The sequence below is a fragment of the Kitasatospora sp. NPDC033851 genome (assembly GCF_055576085.1).
The window spans coordinates 278,579-294,889 of record NZ_JBVIRL010000002.1; the positions used below are offsets into that span (position 1 = coordinate 278,579).

General features: G+C 72.5%; 13 protein-coding genes and 1 pseudogene. 4 read left to right on the plus strand and 10 right to left on the minus strand.

Translation table 11 applies throughout. The features are described 5' to 3' along the window. Window positions 1-31: 31 nt before the first annotated feature. Entirely contained in the window at window positions 32-1,957 is a 1,926-nt protein-coding gene (locus ACZ51D_RS04415; protein WP_465661146.1) for a serine/threonine-protein kinase, read from the minus strand. A 160-nt stretch (window positions 1,958-2,117) separates the two neighbouring features. Between ACZ51D_RS04415 and ACZ51D_RS04420 the strand changes: the two genes are divergently transcribed. Then, on the plus strand, window positions 2,118-4,397 hold the full coding sequence (locus ACZ51D_RS04420) for an FdhF/YdeP family oxidoreductase (protein WP_465661148.1): 2,280 nt from the start codon (window positions 2,118-2,120) through the stop codon (window positions 4,395-4,397). An 88-nt stretch (window positions 4,398-4,485) separates the two neighbouring features. Here ACZ51D_RS04420 and ACZ51D_RS04425 read toward each other — a convergent pair whose 3' ends face one another. Then, complete coding sequence (locus tag ACZ51D_RS04425) at window positions 4,486-6,021, minus strand: C40 family peptidase (protein WP_465661149.1); 1,536 nt, start codon at window positions 6,019-6,021, stop codon at window positions 4,486-4,488. A gap of 334 nt (window positions 6,022-6,355) precedes the next feature. Between ACZ51D_RS04425 and ACZ51D_RS04430 the strand changes: the two genes are divergently transcribed. Further along, entirely contained in the window at window positions 6,356-7,528 is a 1,173-nt protein-coding gene (locus ACZ51D_RS04430) for an inorganic phosphate transporter (protein ID WP_360498574.1), read from the plus strand. A gap of 26 nt (window positions 7,529-7,554) precedes the next feature. Further along, on the plus strand, window positions 7,555-7,803 hold the full coding sequence (locus tag ACZ51D_RS04435; protein ID WP_360498572.1) for a hypothetical protein: 249 nt from the start codon (window positions 7,555-7,557) through the stop codon (window positions 7,801-7,803). Window positions 7,804-7,913: 110 nt separating this feature from the next. On the opposite strand, the gene ACZ51D_RS04440 is transcribed toward ACZ51D_RS04435, so the two are convergent. Both ACZ51D_RS04440 and ACZ51D_RS04445 read right to left on the minus strand, forming a co-directional pair. Next, on the minus strand, window positions 7,914-9,410 hold the full coding sequence (locus tag ACZ51D_RS04440; RefSeq protein WP_465617780.1) for an MDR family MFS transporter: 1,497 nt from the start codon (window positions 9,408-9,410) through the stop codon (window positions 7,914-7,916). Between the two features lie 245 nt (window positions 9,411-9,655). Then, window positions 9,656-10,105, minus strand: a complete 450-nt coding sequence (locus ACZ51D_RS04445; protein WP_465617599.1) for a MarR family winged helix-turn-helix transcriptional regulator — start codon at window positions 10,103-10,105, stop codon at window positions 9,656-9,658. Between the two features lie 126 nt (window positions 10,106-10,231). Between ACZ51D_RS04445 and ACZ51D_RS04450 the strand changes: the two genes are divergently transcribed. After that, window positions 10,232-11,272: an ABC transporter permease gene (locus tag ACZ51D_RS04450; RefSeq protein WP_465617598.1), complete on the plus strand. Its 1,041-nt coding sequence runs from the start codon at window positions 10,232-10,234 to the stop codon at window positions 11,270-11,272. Window positions 11,273-11,427: 155 nt separating this feature from the next. Here the strand turns inward: ACZ51D_RS04450 and ACZ51D_RS04455 are convergent, their stop codons facing one another. The 6 genes and pseudogenes from ACZ51D_RS04455 to ACZ51D_RS04480 form a co-directional block, all read right to left on the minus strand. Then, entirely contained in the window at window positions 11,428-12,642 is a 1,215-nt protein-coding gene (locus ACZ51D_RS04455) for an ROK family protein (RefSeq protein WP_465661151.1), read from the minus strand. Between the two features lie 17 nt (window positions 12,643-12,659). Further along, on the minus strand, window positions 12,660-13,238 hold the full coding sequence (locus ACZ51D_RS04460) for a GtrA family protein (protein ID WP_465617594.1): 579 nt from the start codon (window positions 13,236-13,238) through the stop codon (window positions 12,660-12,662). A 56-nt stretch (window positions 13,239-13,294) separates the two neighbouring features. After that, a pseudogene (locus tag ACZ51D_RS04465) lies at window positions 13,295-14,581 on the minus strand (S16 family serine protease); the annotation flags it as partial. Between the two features lie 65 nt (window positions 14,582-14,646). Continuing rightward, window positions 14,647-14,973: a hypothetical protein gene (locus ACZ51D_RS04470; protein ID WP_465661153.1), complete on the minus strand. Its 327-nt coding sequence runs from the start codon at window positions 14,971-14,973 to the stop codon at window positions 14,647-14,649. Window positions 14,974-15,054: 81 nt separating this feature from the next. After that, window positions 15,055-15,306 (minus strand): hypothetical protein, encoded by a 252-nt coding sequence (locus ACZ51D_RS04475; protein WP_465661155.1) that lies wholly within the window; start codon window positions 15,304-15,306, stop codon window positions 15,055-15,057. A 450-nt stretch (window positions 15,307-15,756) separates the two neighbouring features. After that, window positions 15,757-15,882 (minus strand): hypothetical protein, encoded by a 126-nt coding sequence (locus tag ACZ51D_RS04480; RefSeq protein ID WP_465661157.1) that lies wholly within the window; start codon window positions 15,880-15,882, stop codon window positions 15,757-15,759. Between the last annotated feature and the right edge of the window lie 429 nt (window positions 15,883-16,311).

The window sequence follows — 16,311 nt, forward strand, 5'->3', positions numbered from 1 at the left end:
GCGGCGGCGTGAGCGAGCGTGCGCCGACGGGTCACGGCCCGAAGATCTCCTCCACCAGGTCCTCGTCCGAGACGTGGTCCGGCGCGTCGAACACCACGTCCGCGACGCCCTTCAGGCCGATCCCGCGGTCCAGCGCGTCCATGCAGGCCCGGGCCTCCTCGTCGGTGGCGAAGTCCCAGACCCGCAGCCGCCGCACCAGGGCCAGCGCCTCCATCGGGCTGATCCTCGGCGCCCGGCGCCGGTGCGGGCTGCCCGCGGCCCTGCGGCCCGCACCGGCGAGCCGCTGCTGGTAGCCGGCCAGGTCCTGCCAGGCCTGGACGGTGCTCGGGTGGTGCTCGCCCAGCACCCGGGCGAGGTCGGGCAGCAGCCCGTGCAGCTCGAGCACGGCGCCCTGCAGGTCGTCCCGGTTGGCCCGGTGCACCGCGAGGTCGTGCCGGGCCTTCAGGACGCGGGTGTCGTGCGGGCCCCAGACGGCGTGCAAATCGGGCAGCAGCCCGCTCAGCAGCCGGATCGCGGTGACCGCCGCGCCGCTCTCGCCGACGCACCACACCAAGTGGTAGCGGGCGCCGAGGGTGTCGGGGTCGAGCGGGCCGAGCGCCGAGCGCATGTCGTCCACCACGCTGGTCAGCAGCCGGATCGCGCCGTCCAGGTCCCCGGCCCGGCTGAGGTACCAGGTGAAGTCCCGCCAGGTGCACAGGGTGTCCCGGTCGCTCGCGCCGAGCGCGGTCACGCACTCCTGGGCGACCGCCTGCAGCTGCATCGCCGACTCCCCGGCCGTCGCCGCCCGGTACGCGGCCGACCGCCGCTCGCGCAGCGCGGCCCGTACGGCGTCGGGCGGCGGCGCGGCGAGCACCGGCGGCGTGGTCAGCGGCGACAGCACCGACGGGGCCGCGCCCGGCACGACGGGCGGTGCGGCGGGCGGGGCGGACGGGGGTGCGGCGGGCGGCGCAACCGGAGGCACGACGGGCGGAGCGGTCGGCACGGGCGGCACCACCGGCCCCACCGCGACCGGCACGGGCGGCACCACGGCGACCGGCCCAACCGGCTCAGCCACAGGCGCAGCCGCGGCCACGGCCCGGTCCACCACCGTCGGCACCGCCACCACCGCGCCCGCCCCGCCACCCGGCGCCGCGGCCAGTTCCGCCAGCCGCCGCTCGACGGTCCGGGCATCCGCCGGCCGGTCCGCCGGGTCCTTCGCCAGCAGCTCCGCGACCAGCCCGGCCACCTGCGGCGGCAGCCCGAACTGCGCCGGGTCCAGCGCCGGGGGCGCCTCGTTGAGGTGCTGGTACATCAGCACCGGCGTCGAGTCCCCGCCGAACGGCCGTGCCCCGGTGAAGAGTTCGACCAGTACGCAGCCGAGCGCGTACAGGTCCGCCCGGCCGTCCACCCGGCCGCCGGTCCACCGCTCGGGCGCCATGTACGCCGGGCTGCCGACGATCGTCCCGGTGGTGGTCAGCCCGCCGGCGCCGGCGTCCAGCTGGGCGATGCCGAAGTCCAGCACCTTGAGGTGCCCGGCGTCGGTGATCATCACGTTGTCCGGCTTGATGTCCCGGTGCACCATGCCCGCGTCGTGCGCGGCCGCCAGCGCGCCGCTGATCTGCCGCCCCCAACGCAGGCTGAGCGCGGGTTCGGGCAGCCCCTCGCGCAGCACCTCGGTCAGGGTGCGGCCGGTGAGCAGCTCCATCACCAGGAAGGTGACCTCCCGGTCGCCGACCTCGCACTGGCCGAGGTCGTGCACGGTGACGATGTGCGGGTGCGACAGGTTGCCGGCCGCGCAGGCCTCCCGCACGAACCGCAGGGCCGCCTTCGCCTGGTCCCCGCCGTGGTGCCCGATGACCTTGACCGCCACCGGCCGCCGCATCCGGGTGTCCTGGGCCCGCCACACCACTCCGAACCCGCCCTGACCGAGCTTCTCCACCAGCTCGTACCGGCCGTCCAGGACGTCACCCACGCGCACGCGCCCCTCCCCCATCCGCCATGACGGACAGGACTCTACCGACGCCGTCCACCGCCCCTCCCCCCGCCCACGGCCAGGTGGAAGGATGGACACCGAGCCCCGCGACGGAGCGGCGGCCCCGGCGGTACGGCCGGATCCAGCAGAGCCGAGGAGACCGGTCATGGCCAAGCAGGCCCCGCAGAGCGACCCGGCGCAGGACGCCCCCGAGGTGTCCGCGCCCCAGCACGCGGCCGCCGGGCTGCCCGCCGTCGGCCACAGCCTGCGGATGGCCGCCGAGCAGATGGGCGCCCGCCGCACCCTCGCCACCCTGCTCAAGGTCAACCAGCCGAACGGCTTCGACTGCCCGGGCTGCGCCTGGCCGGAGCCGGACAAGACGCACACCGCCGAGTTCTGCGAGAACGGCGCCAAGGCCGTCGCCGAGGAGGCCACCGAGCGCCGGATCCGCGCCGAGTTCTTCGCCGCCCACCCGGTCGCCGACCTAGCCGAGCGCTCCGGCTACTGGCTCGGCCAGCAGGGCCGGCTCACCCAGCCGATGCTGCTCGACGAGGGCGCCACCCACTACACGCCGGTCTCCTGGGACGACGCCTTCGCGCTGATCGCCGAGGAGCTGCGCGCCCTGGACACCCCGGACGGCGCCGCCTTCTACACCTCCGGCCGCACCAGCAACGAGGCCGCGTTCGCGTACCAGCTGTTCGCCCGCCGGCTCGGCACCAACAACCTGCCGGACTGCTCCAACATGTGCCACGAGTCCTCCGGCTCGGCGCTCACCGAGACGCTCGGCGTCGGCAAGGGCAGCGTCAGCCTCAAGGACCTCTACCAGGCCGACCTGATCATCGTGGCCGGCCAGAATCCGGGCACCAACCACCCCCGGATGCTCTCCGCCCTGGAGCGCGCCAAGCGGGCCGGCGCCACCATCGTCAGCGTGAACCCGCTGCCGGAGGCGGGCCTGGAGCGGTTCAAGAACCCGCAGAACGCCCGGGGCCTGGTCGGCCACGGCACCAAGCTGACCGACCTCTTCCTGCAGATCCGCCTCGGCGGCGACCTCGCGCTGTTCCGCGCGCTCAACCGGATCGTCGTGGAGCAGGACGGCGTCGACGAGGCCTTCGTCGCCGAACACTGCCACGGCTTCGAGGAGGTCGAGGCCCAGGCCCGGAAGACCGACCGGGACGAGGTGCTCGCCGCGACCGGCCTGCCCTGGGAGCAGATCGAGGAGCTCGGCCGCCTGGTGCTGAGCTCGAAGAAGATCATCGTCTGCTGGGCGATGGGCCTCACCCAGCACAAGCACGCCGTCCCCACCATCCGCGAGGTGGTCAACTTCCTGCTGCTGCGCGGCAACGTCGGCCGTCCCGGCGCCGGGGTCTGCCCGGTGCGCGGGCACAGCAACGTCCAGGGCGACCGGACGATGGGCATCTTCGAGCGCCCGAGCAAGGCCTTCCTCGACGCGCTGGAGAACGAGTTCGGCTTCGAGCCGCCGCGCGAGCACGGTCTCGACTCGGTGGACACCATCCGCGCGATGCGCGACGGCAAGGTCAAGGTCTTCTTCGCGATGGGGGGCAACTTCGTCGCGGCCACCCCGGACACCGAGGTCACCGAGGCCGCGATGCGCCGCTGCCGGCTGACCGTCCACGTCTCCACCAAGCTCAACCGCTCGCACGTGGTCACCGGCGCCCGCGCCCTGATCCTGCCCACCCTCGGACGCACCGACCGGGACGTCACCGGCGCCGGCGCCCAGTTCGTCAGCGTCGAGGACTCGATGGGCCAGGTCCACGCCTCCCGCGGCGGCCTGCGCCCGCCCGCGCCCGGCCTGCTCTCCGAGACCGCGATCGTCTGCCGCCTCGCCCGCACCGTCCTCGGCCCGCGGGACACCGTGCCGTGGGAGGACTTCGCCACCGACTACGACACCCTGCGCGCCCGGATCGCCCGCGTCGTCCCGGGCTTCACGGACTACAACGAGAAGGTCCGCCGCCCCGGCGGCTTCACCCTCCCGCACGGCCCCCGCGACTCGCGCACCTTCCCCACCGCGACCGGCAAGGCCAACTTCACCGTCAACCCGCTGACCGCCCCCGAGGTCCCGCCGGGCCGTCTCCTCCTGCAGACCCTGCGCTCCCACGACCAGTACAACACCACCATCTACGGCCTCGACGACCGCTACCGCGGCATCAAGGGCGGTCGCCGCGTGGTCCTGGTCAACCCCGCCGACGCCGCCGAACTGGGCCTCACCGAAGGTCGATACGTCGACCTGGTCAGCGAGTGGAAGGACGGCGTCGAACGCCGCGCCCCGCACTTCCGTGTCGTCCACTACCCCGTCGCCCGTGGCGGAGCGGCGGCCTACTACCCGGAGACCAACGTCCTGGTCCCGCTGGACTCCACCGCCGACATCAGCAACACCCCGACCTCCAAGGCCGTCGTCATCCGCTTCGCCCCCGACACCGGCGAGTAACCCCGACGAACGACAGGAAGGCCGCCCCACGTCATCGGACGTCGGGCGGCCTTCCTGTCGGGCCTGTCGGGCCTGTCGGGCAGCCGGGTCAGTGCGTCGGCGTGCCGAGCGGCAGCGTCGCGGTGGCGCTGCCCGGGGCGGAGGCGGTGGCCGAGCCCGTCTTGCTCGGGGTGCCCGTTCCGGTCGGGGTGGGCGTGGCCGGGGTGCCGGTCGGCGTCCCGGTCGGGGTGCCGGTGGGGGTCTGCGTCGGAGTCGGCGTGCCGGTGCCCGACGGTGTCCCCGGGTCGGTCGGGGCGCCGGTCCCGCCCGGGGTGGTCGGTGTGGTCGGTGTGGTGGGCGTGCCGGTGGGCTCGCCCGGGGTGACCGGCGGCGGGGTCGGGCCGCCGGTCGGCGGCGGAGTCGGCGCGGGCTTGGCCGGGCTCGGCGCGATCGGCGTCACGGAGTCCCAGCCGGCCGGCAGGTCGGGCACCTTCCAGACGCCGCCCGCGTCGTCCGCGGCACCGGACGGGTCCGGCCGGACGGCCCCGAGGATCGCCATCGAGCCGATCGGCGACACCTTGATGAACGCCCCCGGCCGCGGCGCCTGCACGATCAGCCCGCCGCCGATGTACATCCCGACGTGCGAGGCGTCCTGGAAGTAGACCACCAGGTCACCGGGCCGCAGCTGGTTCAGCGGCACGTGCGGCAGCTGCGCCCACTGCTCCTGGCTGGTGCGCGGGATCGGCTTCCCGGCGTGCAGCCAGGCCTGCGAGGTGAGGCCGGAGCAGTCGAAGGAGTCCGGTCCGATGCCGCCCCACAGGTACGGCTTGCCGACCTGCGCCAGCGCGAAGGCCACCGCTGCGCGCCCTTGCTGCGAGGGGGTGCGCTCTCCCTTGCCGAGGGCTCCGGAGGCGAGGAAGGCGAGCTGCGCTTCGTCGGCCTTCGCCTTCTCCAGCTGCTCCAGCTCGGTCCGCTGCGCGCCGGTCAGCGAGGAGACCACCTGCTCGACCGAGGCGAGGTCGGCGGCCACCTTGGCCTTGGCGGCGTCCTGCTGGGCGACCAGGGTCTGGGAGGTCTTGAGCGCTTCCTCGGTCTGCTTCTTCAGCCCGTCGAGCGCGTCCCGGTCGCTCTTGAGCCGGTCCAGGAACTCCGACTGCGAGCGGCTGGCGGTGGCGAGCAACTCGGCGATGGTGACGGCCTCGTACGGGTCCTTGGCGAGCAGCAGTTCGGCGTACGCGGAGCTGGCGCCGTTGCGGTACTGCGCGGCGGCGAGCTGGGAGGCGAGGTCGGTGCCGGCGTCGACCTGGGTCTGCTGGCGGTCCAGCCGGCCCTGCAGGTCGGTGAGCGCGGCCTGCTGTTCGGCGATCTTGGCCACCGTGCCGTTGTACTGCTCGGTGGCGGCCTCGGCGCTCTGGTAGAGCGTGTGCAGCTGGTCGAGCAGCGGGCCGAGGGTGGCCTTGGCGGCGGCGAGCGGGTCGGAGCCGGCGACGACCGTGCCGCTCCCCGGGTCGGGTGCCGCCCAGGCGGCGCCGGCGGCGGCGGGCAGGGCGAGTGCGGCTGCCGCGAGGACGGCTCCGCAGCGCAGGGCCGCCCGCACCCAGGGGCGTACGCCTGCCGTCTCCGTTCGCTGTACAGCCCCGCCCATGGGTTGGTCCTCCCCGCCCCGCGCCCTGTCCCGGCCTCCCGGATCCCGCAGATCCTCCCACGGGTTACTCGTCGGAAACAGGGCGCACGCGGACTGGGAGGTTAATTCTCGATTGATGTGTGAGACAGCTCTCAGCAAACCCGGTCGAACCGGGGTGTTCTTCGCCAATGCCCAGTTCAGCGGGGCCGAAGTCACCCTGCAGAAAGCTTCTGATCACCATCAGTCAACCATCGGAACCACGAGTCCCGGCTCAGTTAACCTTCCGTTTACCAAGTAGACCTACGGTCGCGAACGTCACCAACGTCCGTGCGACAACTACGACGATTGTTTGGGTATGGAACACATCTCGTTCCTGGTAGCCGTTGTGATCATCACGGCGCTCGCCTTCGACTTCACCAACGGGTTCCACGACACCGCCAACGCGGCCGCCACCGCGATCGCGACCGGGGCCCTTCGTCCGAAGGTCGCGGTCACCATCGCGGCCGTGCTCAACTTCGCGGGCGCGTTCCTGTCCGTGAAGGTCGCCACCACCATCTCCGGCGGCATCGTCAACGAGAAGGCCGGGGTCCACCCCGAGATCATCTTCGCCGCACTGGCCGGAGCGATCCTGTGGAACCTGCTGACCTGGCTGCGCGGCCTGCCGTCCAGTTCATCGCACGCGTTGTACGGCGGCCTGATCGGCGCCACGATCGTCGGCGTCGGCATGAACGGCGTCAACTTCGACACCGTGGTCACCAAGATCATCATCCCGGCGGTCGCCTCCCCGTTCGTCGCCGGCCTGGCCTCCTGGGGCGCCACCAAGCTGGCCTACGCGATCACCCGCAAGGGCAACGCCGCGGCCACCGAGAAGGGCTTCAAGACCGGCCAGATCTTCTCGTCCTCGCTGATCTCGCTGGCGCACGGCACCAATGACGCCCAGAAGACGATGGGCATCATCACCCTGACCCTGGTCTCGGTCGGCGCCCTGCCGCACGGCGCGCTGCCCCCGACCTGGGTGATCGTCTCCGCGGGTGCCGCGATCGCGCTCGGCACCTACATGGGCGGCTGGCGGATCATCCGCTCGATGGGCAAGGGCCTGGCCGACATCCGGCCGCCGCAGGGCTTCGCCTCCGAGTCGGCCGCCGCGACCGTCATCCTGACGTCCTCGCACATGGGCTTCGGCCTCTCCACCACCCAGGTCTGCTCCGGCGGCATCATGGGCGCCGGCCTCGGCGGCCCGAAGGGCGAGCTGCGCTGGAGCATGGTCCGCCGCATGGTCTACACCTGGGGCCTGACCCTGCCGGCCGCCGGCCTGGTCTCCGGCGGCGCGGCCCTGCTGGCCCGTCAGGGCAGCTGGGGCGTCGCCGTGGTCGGCGCCGCGCTGGTGGCCGGCTCGGGCGCGATGTGGCTGCTCTCCCGCCGCCAGCCGGTCGGCGCGGACAACGTCAACGACGTCACGCCGGTCGAGGTCCCCACCGTGGCGACCACGAACGTCCCCACCCCCGCCTCGACCACGGTCGCGGCCTGAGCGCCGCCGGCTGAGGAGCACTCACCATGCACATCAAGTGGAACGCCCTGGCCCAGACCGCCGGTTTCAGCTTCGGCATCACCGTCGCCGTGGTCGCCGTCTTCGCGCTCGGCATCCTGGCGCTGTCCCGCCGCGAGGCCGCGCTGAGCACCGCCCGTGACGGCGGCGCCCCGGCCTCGGGCGGCGGCAAGCTGGCCCTGGCCGGCGCGTACGCCTGCTTCGCGGTCTGCGCCGCGGCCGTCGGCTACGGACTGATGCTGATCGCCGGCCACTAGCGGCCGTACGAAGCCCGACGCAACGGGCCGGGGAGTGCCTGCGCACTCCCCGGCCCGTTCGCGTATCCCGACTGCCGGTCGGCTGTCCCGCCGCAGGTCCTCCTGGCCGGTCAGTTCTCCTGGGTGGTCTTCAGCACGGTCTCCCGGATGAACAGCACGGTGACGAAGGCCAGTGCCGCGAAGGGGGCGGCCCACAGGAAGACGGTTCCGACGCCGTGGCCGAAGGCGTCCGTGACCAGCGGGACGATCGGGGCCGGCAGCTTGTGCAGGTCCGGGATGCCGCCACCGGCCGCCGCGTGTCCGGCAGGGATGTGCGCGGCGGCCAGGTTCTCCGCCAGGTAGTGGCCGACCTTGTTCGTCATCAGCGCGCCCAGCGCGGAGACGCCCATCGCGCCGCCCATGGTGCGGAAGAAGGTGACCACCGAGCTGGCCGCGCCGAGTTCGTGCCGGGGCACCGTGTTCTGCACCGCGAGCACCAGGTTCTGGCTGGTCAGGCCGAGGCCGACGCCGGTGATCGCCATGTAGACGGAGAGCAGCACGTAGTCGGTGTCGGCCCGGGCGGTGCCGAGCAGGCCGAAGCCGACCGCGAGCAGCGCGGTGCCGGCGACCAGGTAGGCCTTCCACTTGCCGTACTTGGTGATGAGCCGGCCGGCCACGGCGGAGGAGACGGCCAGGCCGAGGATCATCGGCAGGGTCATCAGGCCGGCCATGGTCGGGGACTTGGCGCGGGCCAGCTGGAAGTACTGGCTGAGGAAAGTGGTCGCGCCGTACATCCCGACGCCGACCAGCACGCTGGCGATGGCGGCCAGGGTGACGGTGCGGTACCTGAAGAGGTCCGGCGGGATGATCGGCTCGGCGGCGCGGCGCTCGACCACGATGGCCAGCGCGCCCAGCAGCAGGCCGCCGCCGACCATGGCCGCGGTCTGCCAGGACAGCCAGGCGTAGTTCTTGCCGGCCAGCGTGATCCAGATCATCAGGAGGCTGACCGCGGCGGTGATGACCAGCGCGCCGAGGTAGTCGATCTTCGCCTTGCGCTTGACCACCGGCAGCTTGAGGGTGCGCTGGACCACCAGGATCGCGGCCAGCGCGAACGGGATGCCGACGTAGAAGCACCAGCGCCAGCCCAGCCAGGAGGTGTCCACGATGACGCCGCCGATCAGCGGGCCGCCGATGGTGGCGAGCGCGAAGACCGCGCCGAAGTAGCCGCTGTACCGGCCGCGCTCGCGCGGCGGGACCATCGCGGCCAGGCAGATCTGGCCCAGCGCGACGACACCGCCCGCGCCGACGCCCTGCAGCGCGCGGCAGGCGATCAGTTCACCGGTGTTCTGCGAGAGCCCGGCCAGCGCGGAGGTCGCGATGTAGATCAGCAGGGCGATCTGCAGCAGCAGCTTCTTGCTGGCGAGGTCGGAGAGCTTGCCCCAGATCGGGGTGGAGGCGGTGAGGGTGAGCAGGGCCGCGGTGATCACCCAGGTGTAGGCGGACTGGCCGCCGTGCAGGTCGGCCAGGATGTGCGGCAGGGCGTTGGAGACGACGGTCGAGGAGAGCACGGCCACGAAGAGGCCGAGCAGCAGGCCGGAGAGCGCCTCCATCACCTGCCGGTGGGTCATCTGTTGGTTGTCGGCGGCGGCGGCGGTGCCGCTCGCGGCCTCGGTGGTCACGGTCATCTGGGTCCTTCGGCGCAGGCGTGCGGGATACGCGCATCATGAAACTTCGTTGCCTTAAGCAACCATAGGCCTAAATGGTTGAATTAGGCAACTTTCTTCAAGGTCGAGTAAAGGCCCGCACCGCGGGCCCCGGTCACACCCTCGCAGCCGCCCGACTCAGCGGGCACCCGGCTCAGCGGGCACCCGGCTCAATCGGCCGCCGGCTCCCCCAGGACGTCGTTGAAGCGGTGCAGCAGTTCCCCGAAGCGGACCACGTCCTCCGGCGACCAGCCGCCCATCACCTCGCGCACCCGTCGCATCCGGACGTCCCGGGCGGCCAGGAAGCGCCGTCGCCCGTCCTCGGTCAGCGACACCAGCGCGGCCCGGCGGTCCAGCGGGTCCGCCTCCCGGGCCACCAGGCCGAGTTCCTCCAACGCGCGGATCTGCCGGCTCACCGTCGCCTTGCCCACCGCGAAGTGCACGCCGACGTCGGTCACCCGGACCCGGCCGGCCTGCTCGATGTAGCCGAGCATGCTGTACGCCATGCCCTCCAGTCCGGGGTGCACCCGGCGTGAGAGTTCGGCCACTCCGGCCCGGCCCCGCCGGAACATCAGCGCGACCTCGCGCTCCACCGCCACCAGGGCTTCCTCGTCGCTCACCGCGCCAGTATCGCCCAGCGGCACCGGCCGGAATCCGACACGGGAGGTACGACAACCCAACTACTTCATGGTATGAAGTATTGGTTCTGGAAGATCCGTTTTTCCCCGATACGCAAGGAGATGTGGATGGCAGCCCCAGGGCAGGGTTTCGTCGCCGAACTGAAGAGCGCGGTCACCCCGCGCGCGGCACTGCTCGTGATCGGAGTGCTGCTGCTCCAGCTCGGCTTCATCACCTCCTACATCGGGGCGCTGCACAAGCCCGCCCCGCACAACCTCTCCATCGCGGTGGTCGCCCCGCCGCAGGTCGCCCCCAAGTTGATCGGGGCACTGGAGGGGGTCCCGAACGACGCCGTCAAGGCCGTCACCGCGCCGGACGCCGAGACCGCGACCGCGCAGATCAAGGACCAGAAGATCTACGCCGCGTGGGTCGTGAACCCGAACGGCACCGAGGACACCCTGCTGGTCGGCGGCGCCCGCGGTCCGTCCGCGGCCAAGGCCGCCGAGAGCATCACCACCGCGATCGACCAGACCCAGGGCCGTACGGTCAAGGTCCAGGACGTCGTGCCGCTCGCCAAGGGCGACACCAACGGCCTCTCCTCCTTCTACCTGGTGATCGGCTGGTGCGTCGGCGGCTACCTGGTCGCCTCGATCCTCGGCATCAGCGCCGGCTCCAAGCCGGCCAACGCGAACCGCCTGCTGATCCGCCTGGGCGTCCTGGCGCTCTACTCGATCGCGGCCGGCATCGGCGGCACGGTCATCGCCGGACCGGTGCTGGACGCGCTGCCCGGCTCGATCCTCTCCCTGTCCGCCATCGGCGCCCTGGTGGTCTTCTCGGTCGGCGCCTTCACCATGGCGCTGCAGTGCCTGTTCGGGATCATCGGCATCGGCCTCGCGGTGCTGGTCTTCGTCGTCCTGGGCAACCCGAGCGCGGGCGGCGTCTACCCGGCACCGATGATGCCGCCGTTCTGGCGGGCCATCGGCTCGGTGATCCCGAACGGCGCCGGCACCGGCGCCACCAAGTCGATCGCCTACTTCGGCTCGACCAACCTGGGGATGCCGATCCTGGTCCTGGTGCTCTGGGCGCTGGTCGGCATCGGCATCGCCTTCCTGGCCGTCCTGCGCGGCCCCCGCGCCGAGCAGCGCGAGCCCGCCGCCGCGGAGGCCTGACGCCACCGAGGCCCGGTCCTCCCCCATCGCACCGAGCCCCCGGCCCCACCGGCCGGGGGCTCGGCCCGTTCCGGCACCGGGGCTCCGGGCACCGGGCACCGGGCACCGGGCACCGGGGCGCGGCCCGTTCCGGGCGGGGTGGTCCCAGCCGGGGGTCAGCCGCCCGCGAGCAGCCCCGGGTCGGCGACGATGGCGCGGACGACGCGCACCGCCGCGCCCAGCAGCGGGCCGCGGCGGCCCAGCCGGGAGACGGTCAGCCGGTCCTCGGCCCACGGCCGGACGGTGACCCGGGCGGCCAGTTCGGCGCGCATGGCGGGGAGCAGCCAGGGTGCCAGCCGGGCGTAGCCGCCGCCCAGCACGACCTCGGCCGGGTCCAGCAGGTTGACCGCGCCGGCGGCCGCGATGCCGAGCGCCGACCCGGCGCCGGCCAGGGCCGCGCGGACCGGTTCCTCGCCGACCTCGGCGCGGTCGGCGAGCAGCGTCACCCAGTCGCCCCGGGCGCCGGTCAGGCCGGCCGCCCGCAGCACCGCCGCCTCGCCCGCGTACTGCTCCAGGCAGCCGTGCGCCCCGCAGGCGCAGCGGCGGCCCGCGGGGTGGACCGGCACATGGCCGAACTCGCCCGCGTGGCCGCGCGCGCCGCGCAGCAGGCGCCCGCCGACGATGATCGCCGCGCCGACCCCGGCCTCGGCGGAGACGTACAGGAAGTCCTCCGCCCCGTCGCCCAGCCAGTGCTCGGCCAGTCCGCCGAGGTTGGCCTCGTTGTCGGCCTCGACCGGCAGCTCGGCCAGGCCGTCGGCGGCCGGTCGCAGCGCGGCGCGCAGTTCGGCGGCCAGCGGGACGTCCTGCCAGCCCAGGTTGGCGGCCCGCTGCAGCACCGCGCCGGATTCGCCGACCAGGCCGGGGACGGCCAGGGTGAGTCCGGCCGGGCGCAGGCCCGCCTCGGTGACGGCCGAGCGCAGCAGCCGGGCGAGGTCGGCCATGACGGCGGCGGGTGCCCGGCCGTGGTTGGAGATCTCCTGACGCCGAACGGCGCGGACCTCCCCGCGCAGGTCGACCACGCAGGCGCCCAGGTGCCGGACACCGATCTCGGCGCCGAGGCCGCCGGGCCCGAGCGGGTTGAGTCCGAGCGCGGTGCCGGGGCGGCCGACCTTGCCGCTGGGTGCGGCGGGGCCCTCCTCGACCACCAGGCCGCCGGCGATCAGCTGTTCGGCGAGCGAGGAGACCGCGGCCCTGGTCAGTCCGGTCTCGGCGGCCACTTCGGCGCGCGAGCGCGGGCCGCTCGCGATCACTCCGAGCACCAGGGCCAGGTTGGCCCGGCGCATGCCCTGCTGGCTGGCGGGCCCGGTCCGGACACCGTCCGGTTCGTGCATCAGGCTCACCTCGCCCCTTACGGCACATCCCGTGGCATCTCGGGTGCAGCGTAACCGGCTTCCGGGGGCACCGCCCTCACCAGAGCGGCCTCGGCCCCGGGGTGCTCGGCGGGGTGCTCGGCGAGCCGGGTGAAGACCCACCGCTGCATCGCCCAGAAGCGGAACAGCATCGCGACGAAGGTGCCGACGACCATGCCGCTGAGGAAGTCCGCGACCTCCTGGGCGAAGGAGCTGATGTACGGCTCGCGCAGGTCCAGGACGTAGCGGGAGATCGCCAGCGGTACGTCGTTGACGCCGATCGCCACCACGCTGACCAGGAAGAACAGCAGGGCCTCACGCTGCCGGCCGCCGGCCCGGAAGGCCCAGCTGCGGTTCAGCACGTACGAGACGACGGTGGCGATCACGGTCGCGATGGTCAGCGCGATCACCGGCTTGTGCTGCAGCACGGTGAACTTGAGCTGGAGGTTGATCGCCATGGTGAGCACGAAGCAGGAGCCCCCGACCAGCAGGAACTTCACCAGCCGGCGGTGCCGCACCAGGAAGGGGCGCAGCCGGTCCGGCACCCGGGCCAGCGCGCGCTGCGTGGGGGACGGCATCTCCGCAGTCTCGCACGCGGAGATGCCGTCGGCCCCTCGGACCAGCGGTTCGCCGATCAGACGGCGACCAGCACCTCGGCCGGCTCCAGCGCCAGCTTCAGCACCTCGCGGACGTCCGCCACCGGGTGGACGGTGAGCCGCTCCAGCACCTCGGCCGGGACGTCGTCCAGGTCGGCCTCGTTGCGCTTGGGGATGATCACCGTGGTGACCCCGGCTCGGTCGGCGGCGAGCAGCTTCTGCTTCACCCCGCCGATCGGCAGCACCCGCCCGGTCAGCGACACCTCGCCGGTCATCGCCACGTCGGTGCGCACCTTGCGGCCGGAGAGCAGCGAGGCCAGCGCCGTGGTCATGGTGATGCCGGCGCTCGGCCCGTCCTTGGGGACGGCTCCGGCCGGGACGTGCAGGTGCACGCCGCGGTCGCGCAGCGAGGTGACCGGCAGTTCCAGCTCGGCGCCGCGCGAGCGCAGGAAGGAGAGCGCGATGTGCGCGGACTCCTTCATCACGTCGCCCAGCTGCCCGGTGAGGGTCAGCCCGGTGCCGCCGGTCTCGGCGTCGGCCAGCGAGGCCTCGATATAGAGGACGTCGCCGCCGGCGCCGGTCACCGCGAGGCCGGTGGCCACGCCGGGGACGGCGGTGCGGCGCTCGGCCGGTTCCTGGGCGGACTCCGGCACGTGGTGCGGGCGTCCGATCAGGGCGCGCAGGTCCGCCGCGCCGACCGTGGCGGGCAGCTCGCGCTCGCCCAGCTCGGCCTGTGCGGCGATCTTGCGCAGCACCCGGGCGATCGAGCGCTCCAGGGTCCGGACGCCGGCCTCGCGGGTGTACTCCCCGGCGAGCTTGCGCAGCGCGGTCTCGTCCACGCTGACCTGCTCGCCGCCGAGGCCGGCCTTCTCCAGCTGGCGCGGGAGCAGGTGGTCGCGGGCGATGACGACCTTCTCGTCCTCGGTGTAGCCGTCCAGCCGGACCAGCTCCATCCGGTCGAGCAGCGGCTCGGGGATGGCTTCCAGCACGTTGGCGGTGGCGAGGAAGACGACGTCGGAGAGGTCGAGCTCGACCTCCAGGTAGTGGTCCCGGAAGGTGTGGTTCTGCGCCGGGTCCAGCACCTCCAGCAGGGCGGCGGCCGGGTCGCCGCGGTAGTCGGAGCCGACCTTGTCGATCTCGTCGAGCAGGACGACCGGGTTCATCGAGCCGGCCTCCTTGATCGCCCGCACCACCCGGCCGGGCAGCGCGCCGACGTAGGTGCGCCGGTGGCCGCGGATCTCGGCCTCGTCCCGGACGCCGCCGAGCGCGACCCGGACGAACGAGCGGCCCATGGCGCGGGCCACCGACTCGCCGAGCGAGGTCTTGCATTCTTTCAGTTGGGTGAGTCCACTGCAACCCTGCCCTGACCTGCGGAAACGGCTCCTTAGTGCTACTTCGGAACGTCGGCGGCTGCCGCCGTCACTGCCGCCTCACGGTCAAGCCCCGCCGCCCGGTGCCGGTCGTACGCCTCTGCGAATTCCAGCAGCATGGCGAGTCGCGCCGCTTCCTTTTCCCGGTCGCGGCGCGCCTTTGAGTCCAGCCTCTTGGCTTCCCTGAACGCGTCCGGGTCCTGCGCCCGCTGTGCCGCGCGCTTCTGCTGCATGCCGTCCGCTTTGCATGGCTTGCACTGGTAGGCGAGCTTCCCGCCGCCCTTGGACGGAAACTCTGACAGCGGCTTTTCCTGCCTGCATGTGGCGCAGACCCTCATGACTGACATGCGCCCATGCTAGGACCGCCGAAAGCCCCGCCCATGCGCCACGGGGGCAACGCATGGACGGGGCCGTTTAGGGGGCTGGAACTACTCGCCGTCCCACTTGCCGGGTTCCACCGTCACGGCGTCCGTCACGGTCCGCAGAAAGGCCGTGTGGCCCGACTCTGCGGTGTGCTCACCAATGGCCTTAGTGAGCGCCGCCATGTCGGCCGGAGTGCTGTCGGTGGCCCACATGCACAGTCCCTCACCGTCGGCACAGCGCGCGATTCCCACCGGGGCCGTTTTCGGGTTGTGCGTGACCGCGTATTCCCGGAAACGCTTCCGCGACTTGACGACCATTACTCGGCCACCTCCTCAACCGGCGCGGGGAGGTCATCGGCGGACTGCTCCACCGGCACGGCGGGCTCACACTCACTGTGCGCGGGCAAGTACGCCTCACGCGGCGGGTGGGCGTCCAAGTAGCCAACACGGGGGCGCTCGGGCATGGGGGTCCTTCCGTTCAATGCTCGGTAGGCCAGGAACGCGCTCCGGGCCCTCAGCCGGTTCACGTCCGGCGCGTCTGCGGGGGCCAACTCCGGCCCGTCGTCGGTGGGTTCGGCGGTCACTGGCCCCCCTCGTTCGCCAAGCACTCCTCATCTCGGAGGTGCCGGACCCGCTGACGCGCGAGGTGGCGGGCGATAGTCGGAAAGATGTCCGCCGGGAACTGTGCCTCTGCGCTGTCGAGCCACCCGCACGACGGGCAGCCGTTATCCGTTTCCGGCTCTACACGCGGGGGCGCGATTTCGATGCTCACGCGGCACCTCCGACCAGCTCACGGCACTTCTCCCGCTTGTGCTTGTCCCAGAGGACCTGAATATCGGCCTCAGCGTTGGCATCACGGGCCGTCGGCAGGCAGTCCGCGAACAGCTTCGCCATGCGCCGAAACGAGCGGCACACGGGGCACTCAGGGGCTTCCTGGGGGGCCTCAAGCACTTCGGGTCACCTCGCCCCCGGTCTGGCCGTGCTCGGGGTGCGTACAGCCCGGACAGACGTACCGGAAGTTCGTACTGCGCCGCTCTGCCTCACCTTCAAGGTAGGCGGCACGCATGGCGGCGAAGTCCGCTGCCGTTGCTCGCTTGCTCTTGGGCCGCCCAACAGAAGCGGCGGCCGGTCGATGGGGGTTCTGACTGTTCGGAGAACCCACTTGACCAACCGCCGAAGCGCTCGGATCAAGTGGCCTTCTCCGAAACGTCGCTGGCTGCGACATACGGTCACCTTGGGGTCTATGGATTTGGTCCCTCAGAGCTGACGGGCAATCAAGATCACCCAGCGCACTGATAGGAGAACCCACAGTAGACCCGTTCA

Excerpts from the sequence above, each read along its gene's own strand:
- ACZ51D_RS04420 (WP_465661148.1), top strand. The coding sequence starts at position 2,118 with ATGGCCAAGCAGGCCCCGCAGAGCGACCCGGCGCAGGACGCCCCCGAG.
- ACZ51D_RS04425 (WP_465661149.1), bottom strand. The coding sequence starts at position 6,021 with ATGGGCGGGGCTGTACAGCGAACGGAGACGGCAGGCGTACGCCCCTGG.
- ACZ51D_RS04430 (WP_360498574.1), top strand. The coding sequence starts at position 6,356 with ATGGAACACATCTCGTTCCTGGTAGCCGTTGTGATCATCACGGCGCTC.
- ACZ51D_RS04435 (WP_360498572.1), top strand. The coding sequence starts at position 7,555 with ATGCACATCAAGTGGAACGCCCTGGCCCAGACCGCCGGTTTCAGCTTC.
- ACZ51D_RS04440 (WP_465617780.1), bottom strand. The coding sequence starts at position 9,410 with ATGACCCACCGGCAGGTGATGGAGGCGCTCTCCGGCCTGCTGCTCGGC.
- ACZ51D_RS04450 (WP_465617598.1), top strand. The coding sequence starts at position 10,232 with ATGGCAGCCCCAGGGCAGGGTTTCGTCGCCGAACTGAAGAGCGCGGTC.
- ACZ51D_RS04455 (WP_465661151.1), bottom strand. The coding sequence starts at position 12,642 with ATGCACGAACCGGACGGTGTCCGGACCGGGCCCGCCAGCCAGCAGGGC.
- ACZ51D_RS04460 (WP_465617594.1), bottom strand. The coding sequence starts at position 13,238 with ATGCCGTCCCCCACGCAGCGCGCGCTGGCCCGGGTGCCGGACCGGCTG.
- ACZ51D_RS04470 (WP_465661153.1), bottom strand. The coding sequence starts at position 14,973 with ATGTCAGTCATGAGGGTCTGCGCCACATGCAGGCAGGAAAAGCCGCTG.
- ACZ51D_RS04475 (WP_465661155.1), bottom strand. The coding sequence starts at position 15,306 with ATGGTCGTCAAGTCGCGGAAGCGTTTCCGGGAATACGCGGTCACGCAC.
- ACZ51D_RS04480 (WP_465661157.1), bottom strand. The coding sequence starts at position 15,882 with ATGGCGAAGCTGTTCGCGGACTGCCTGCCGACGGCCCGTGATGCCAAC.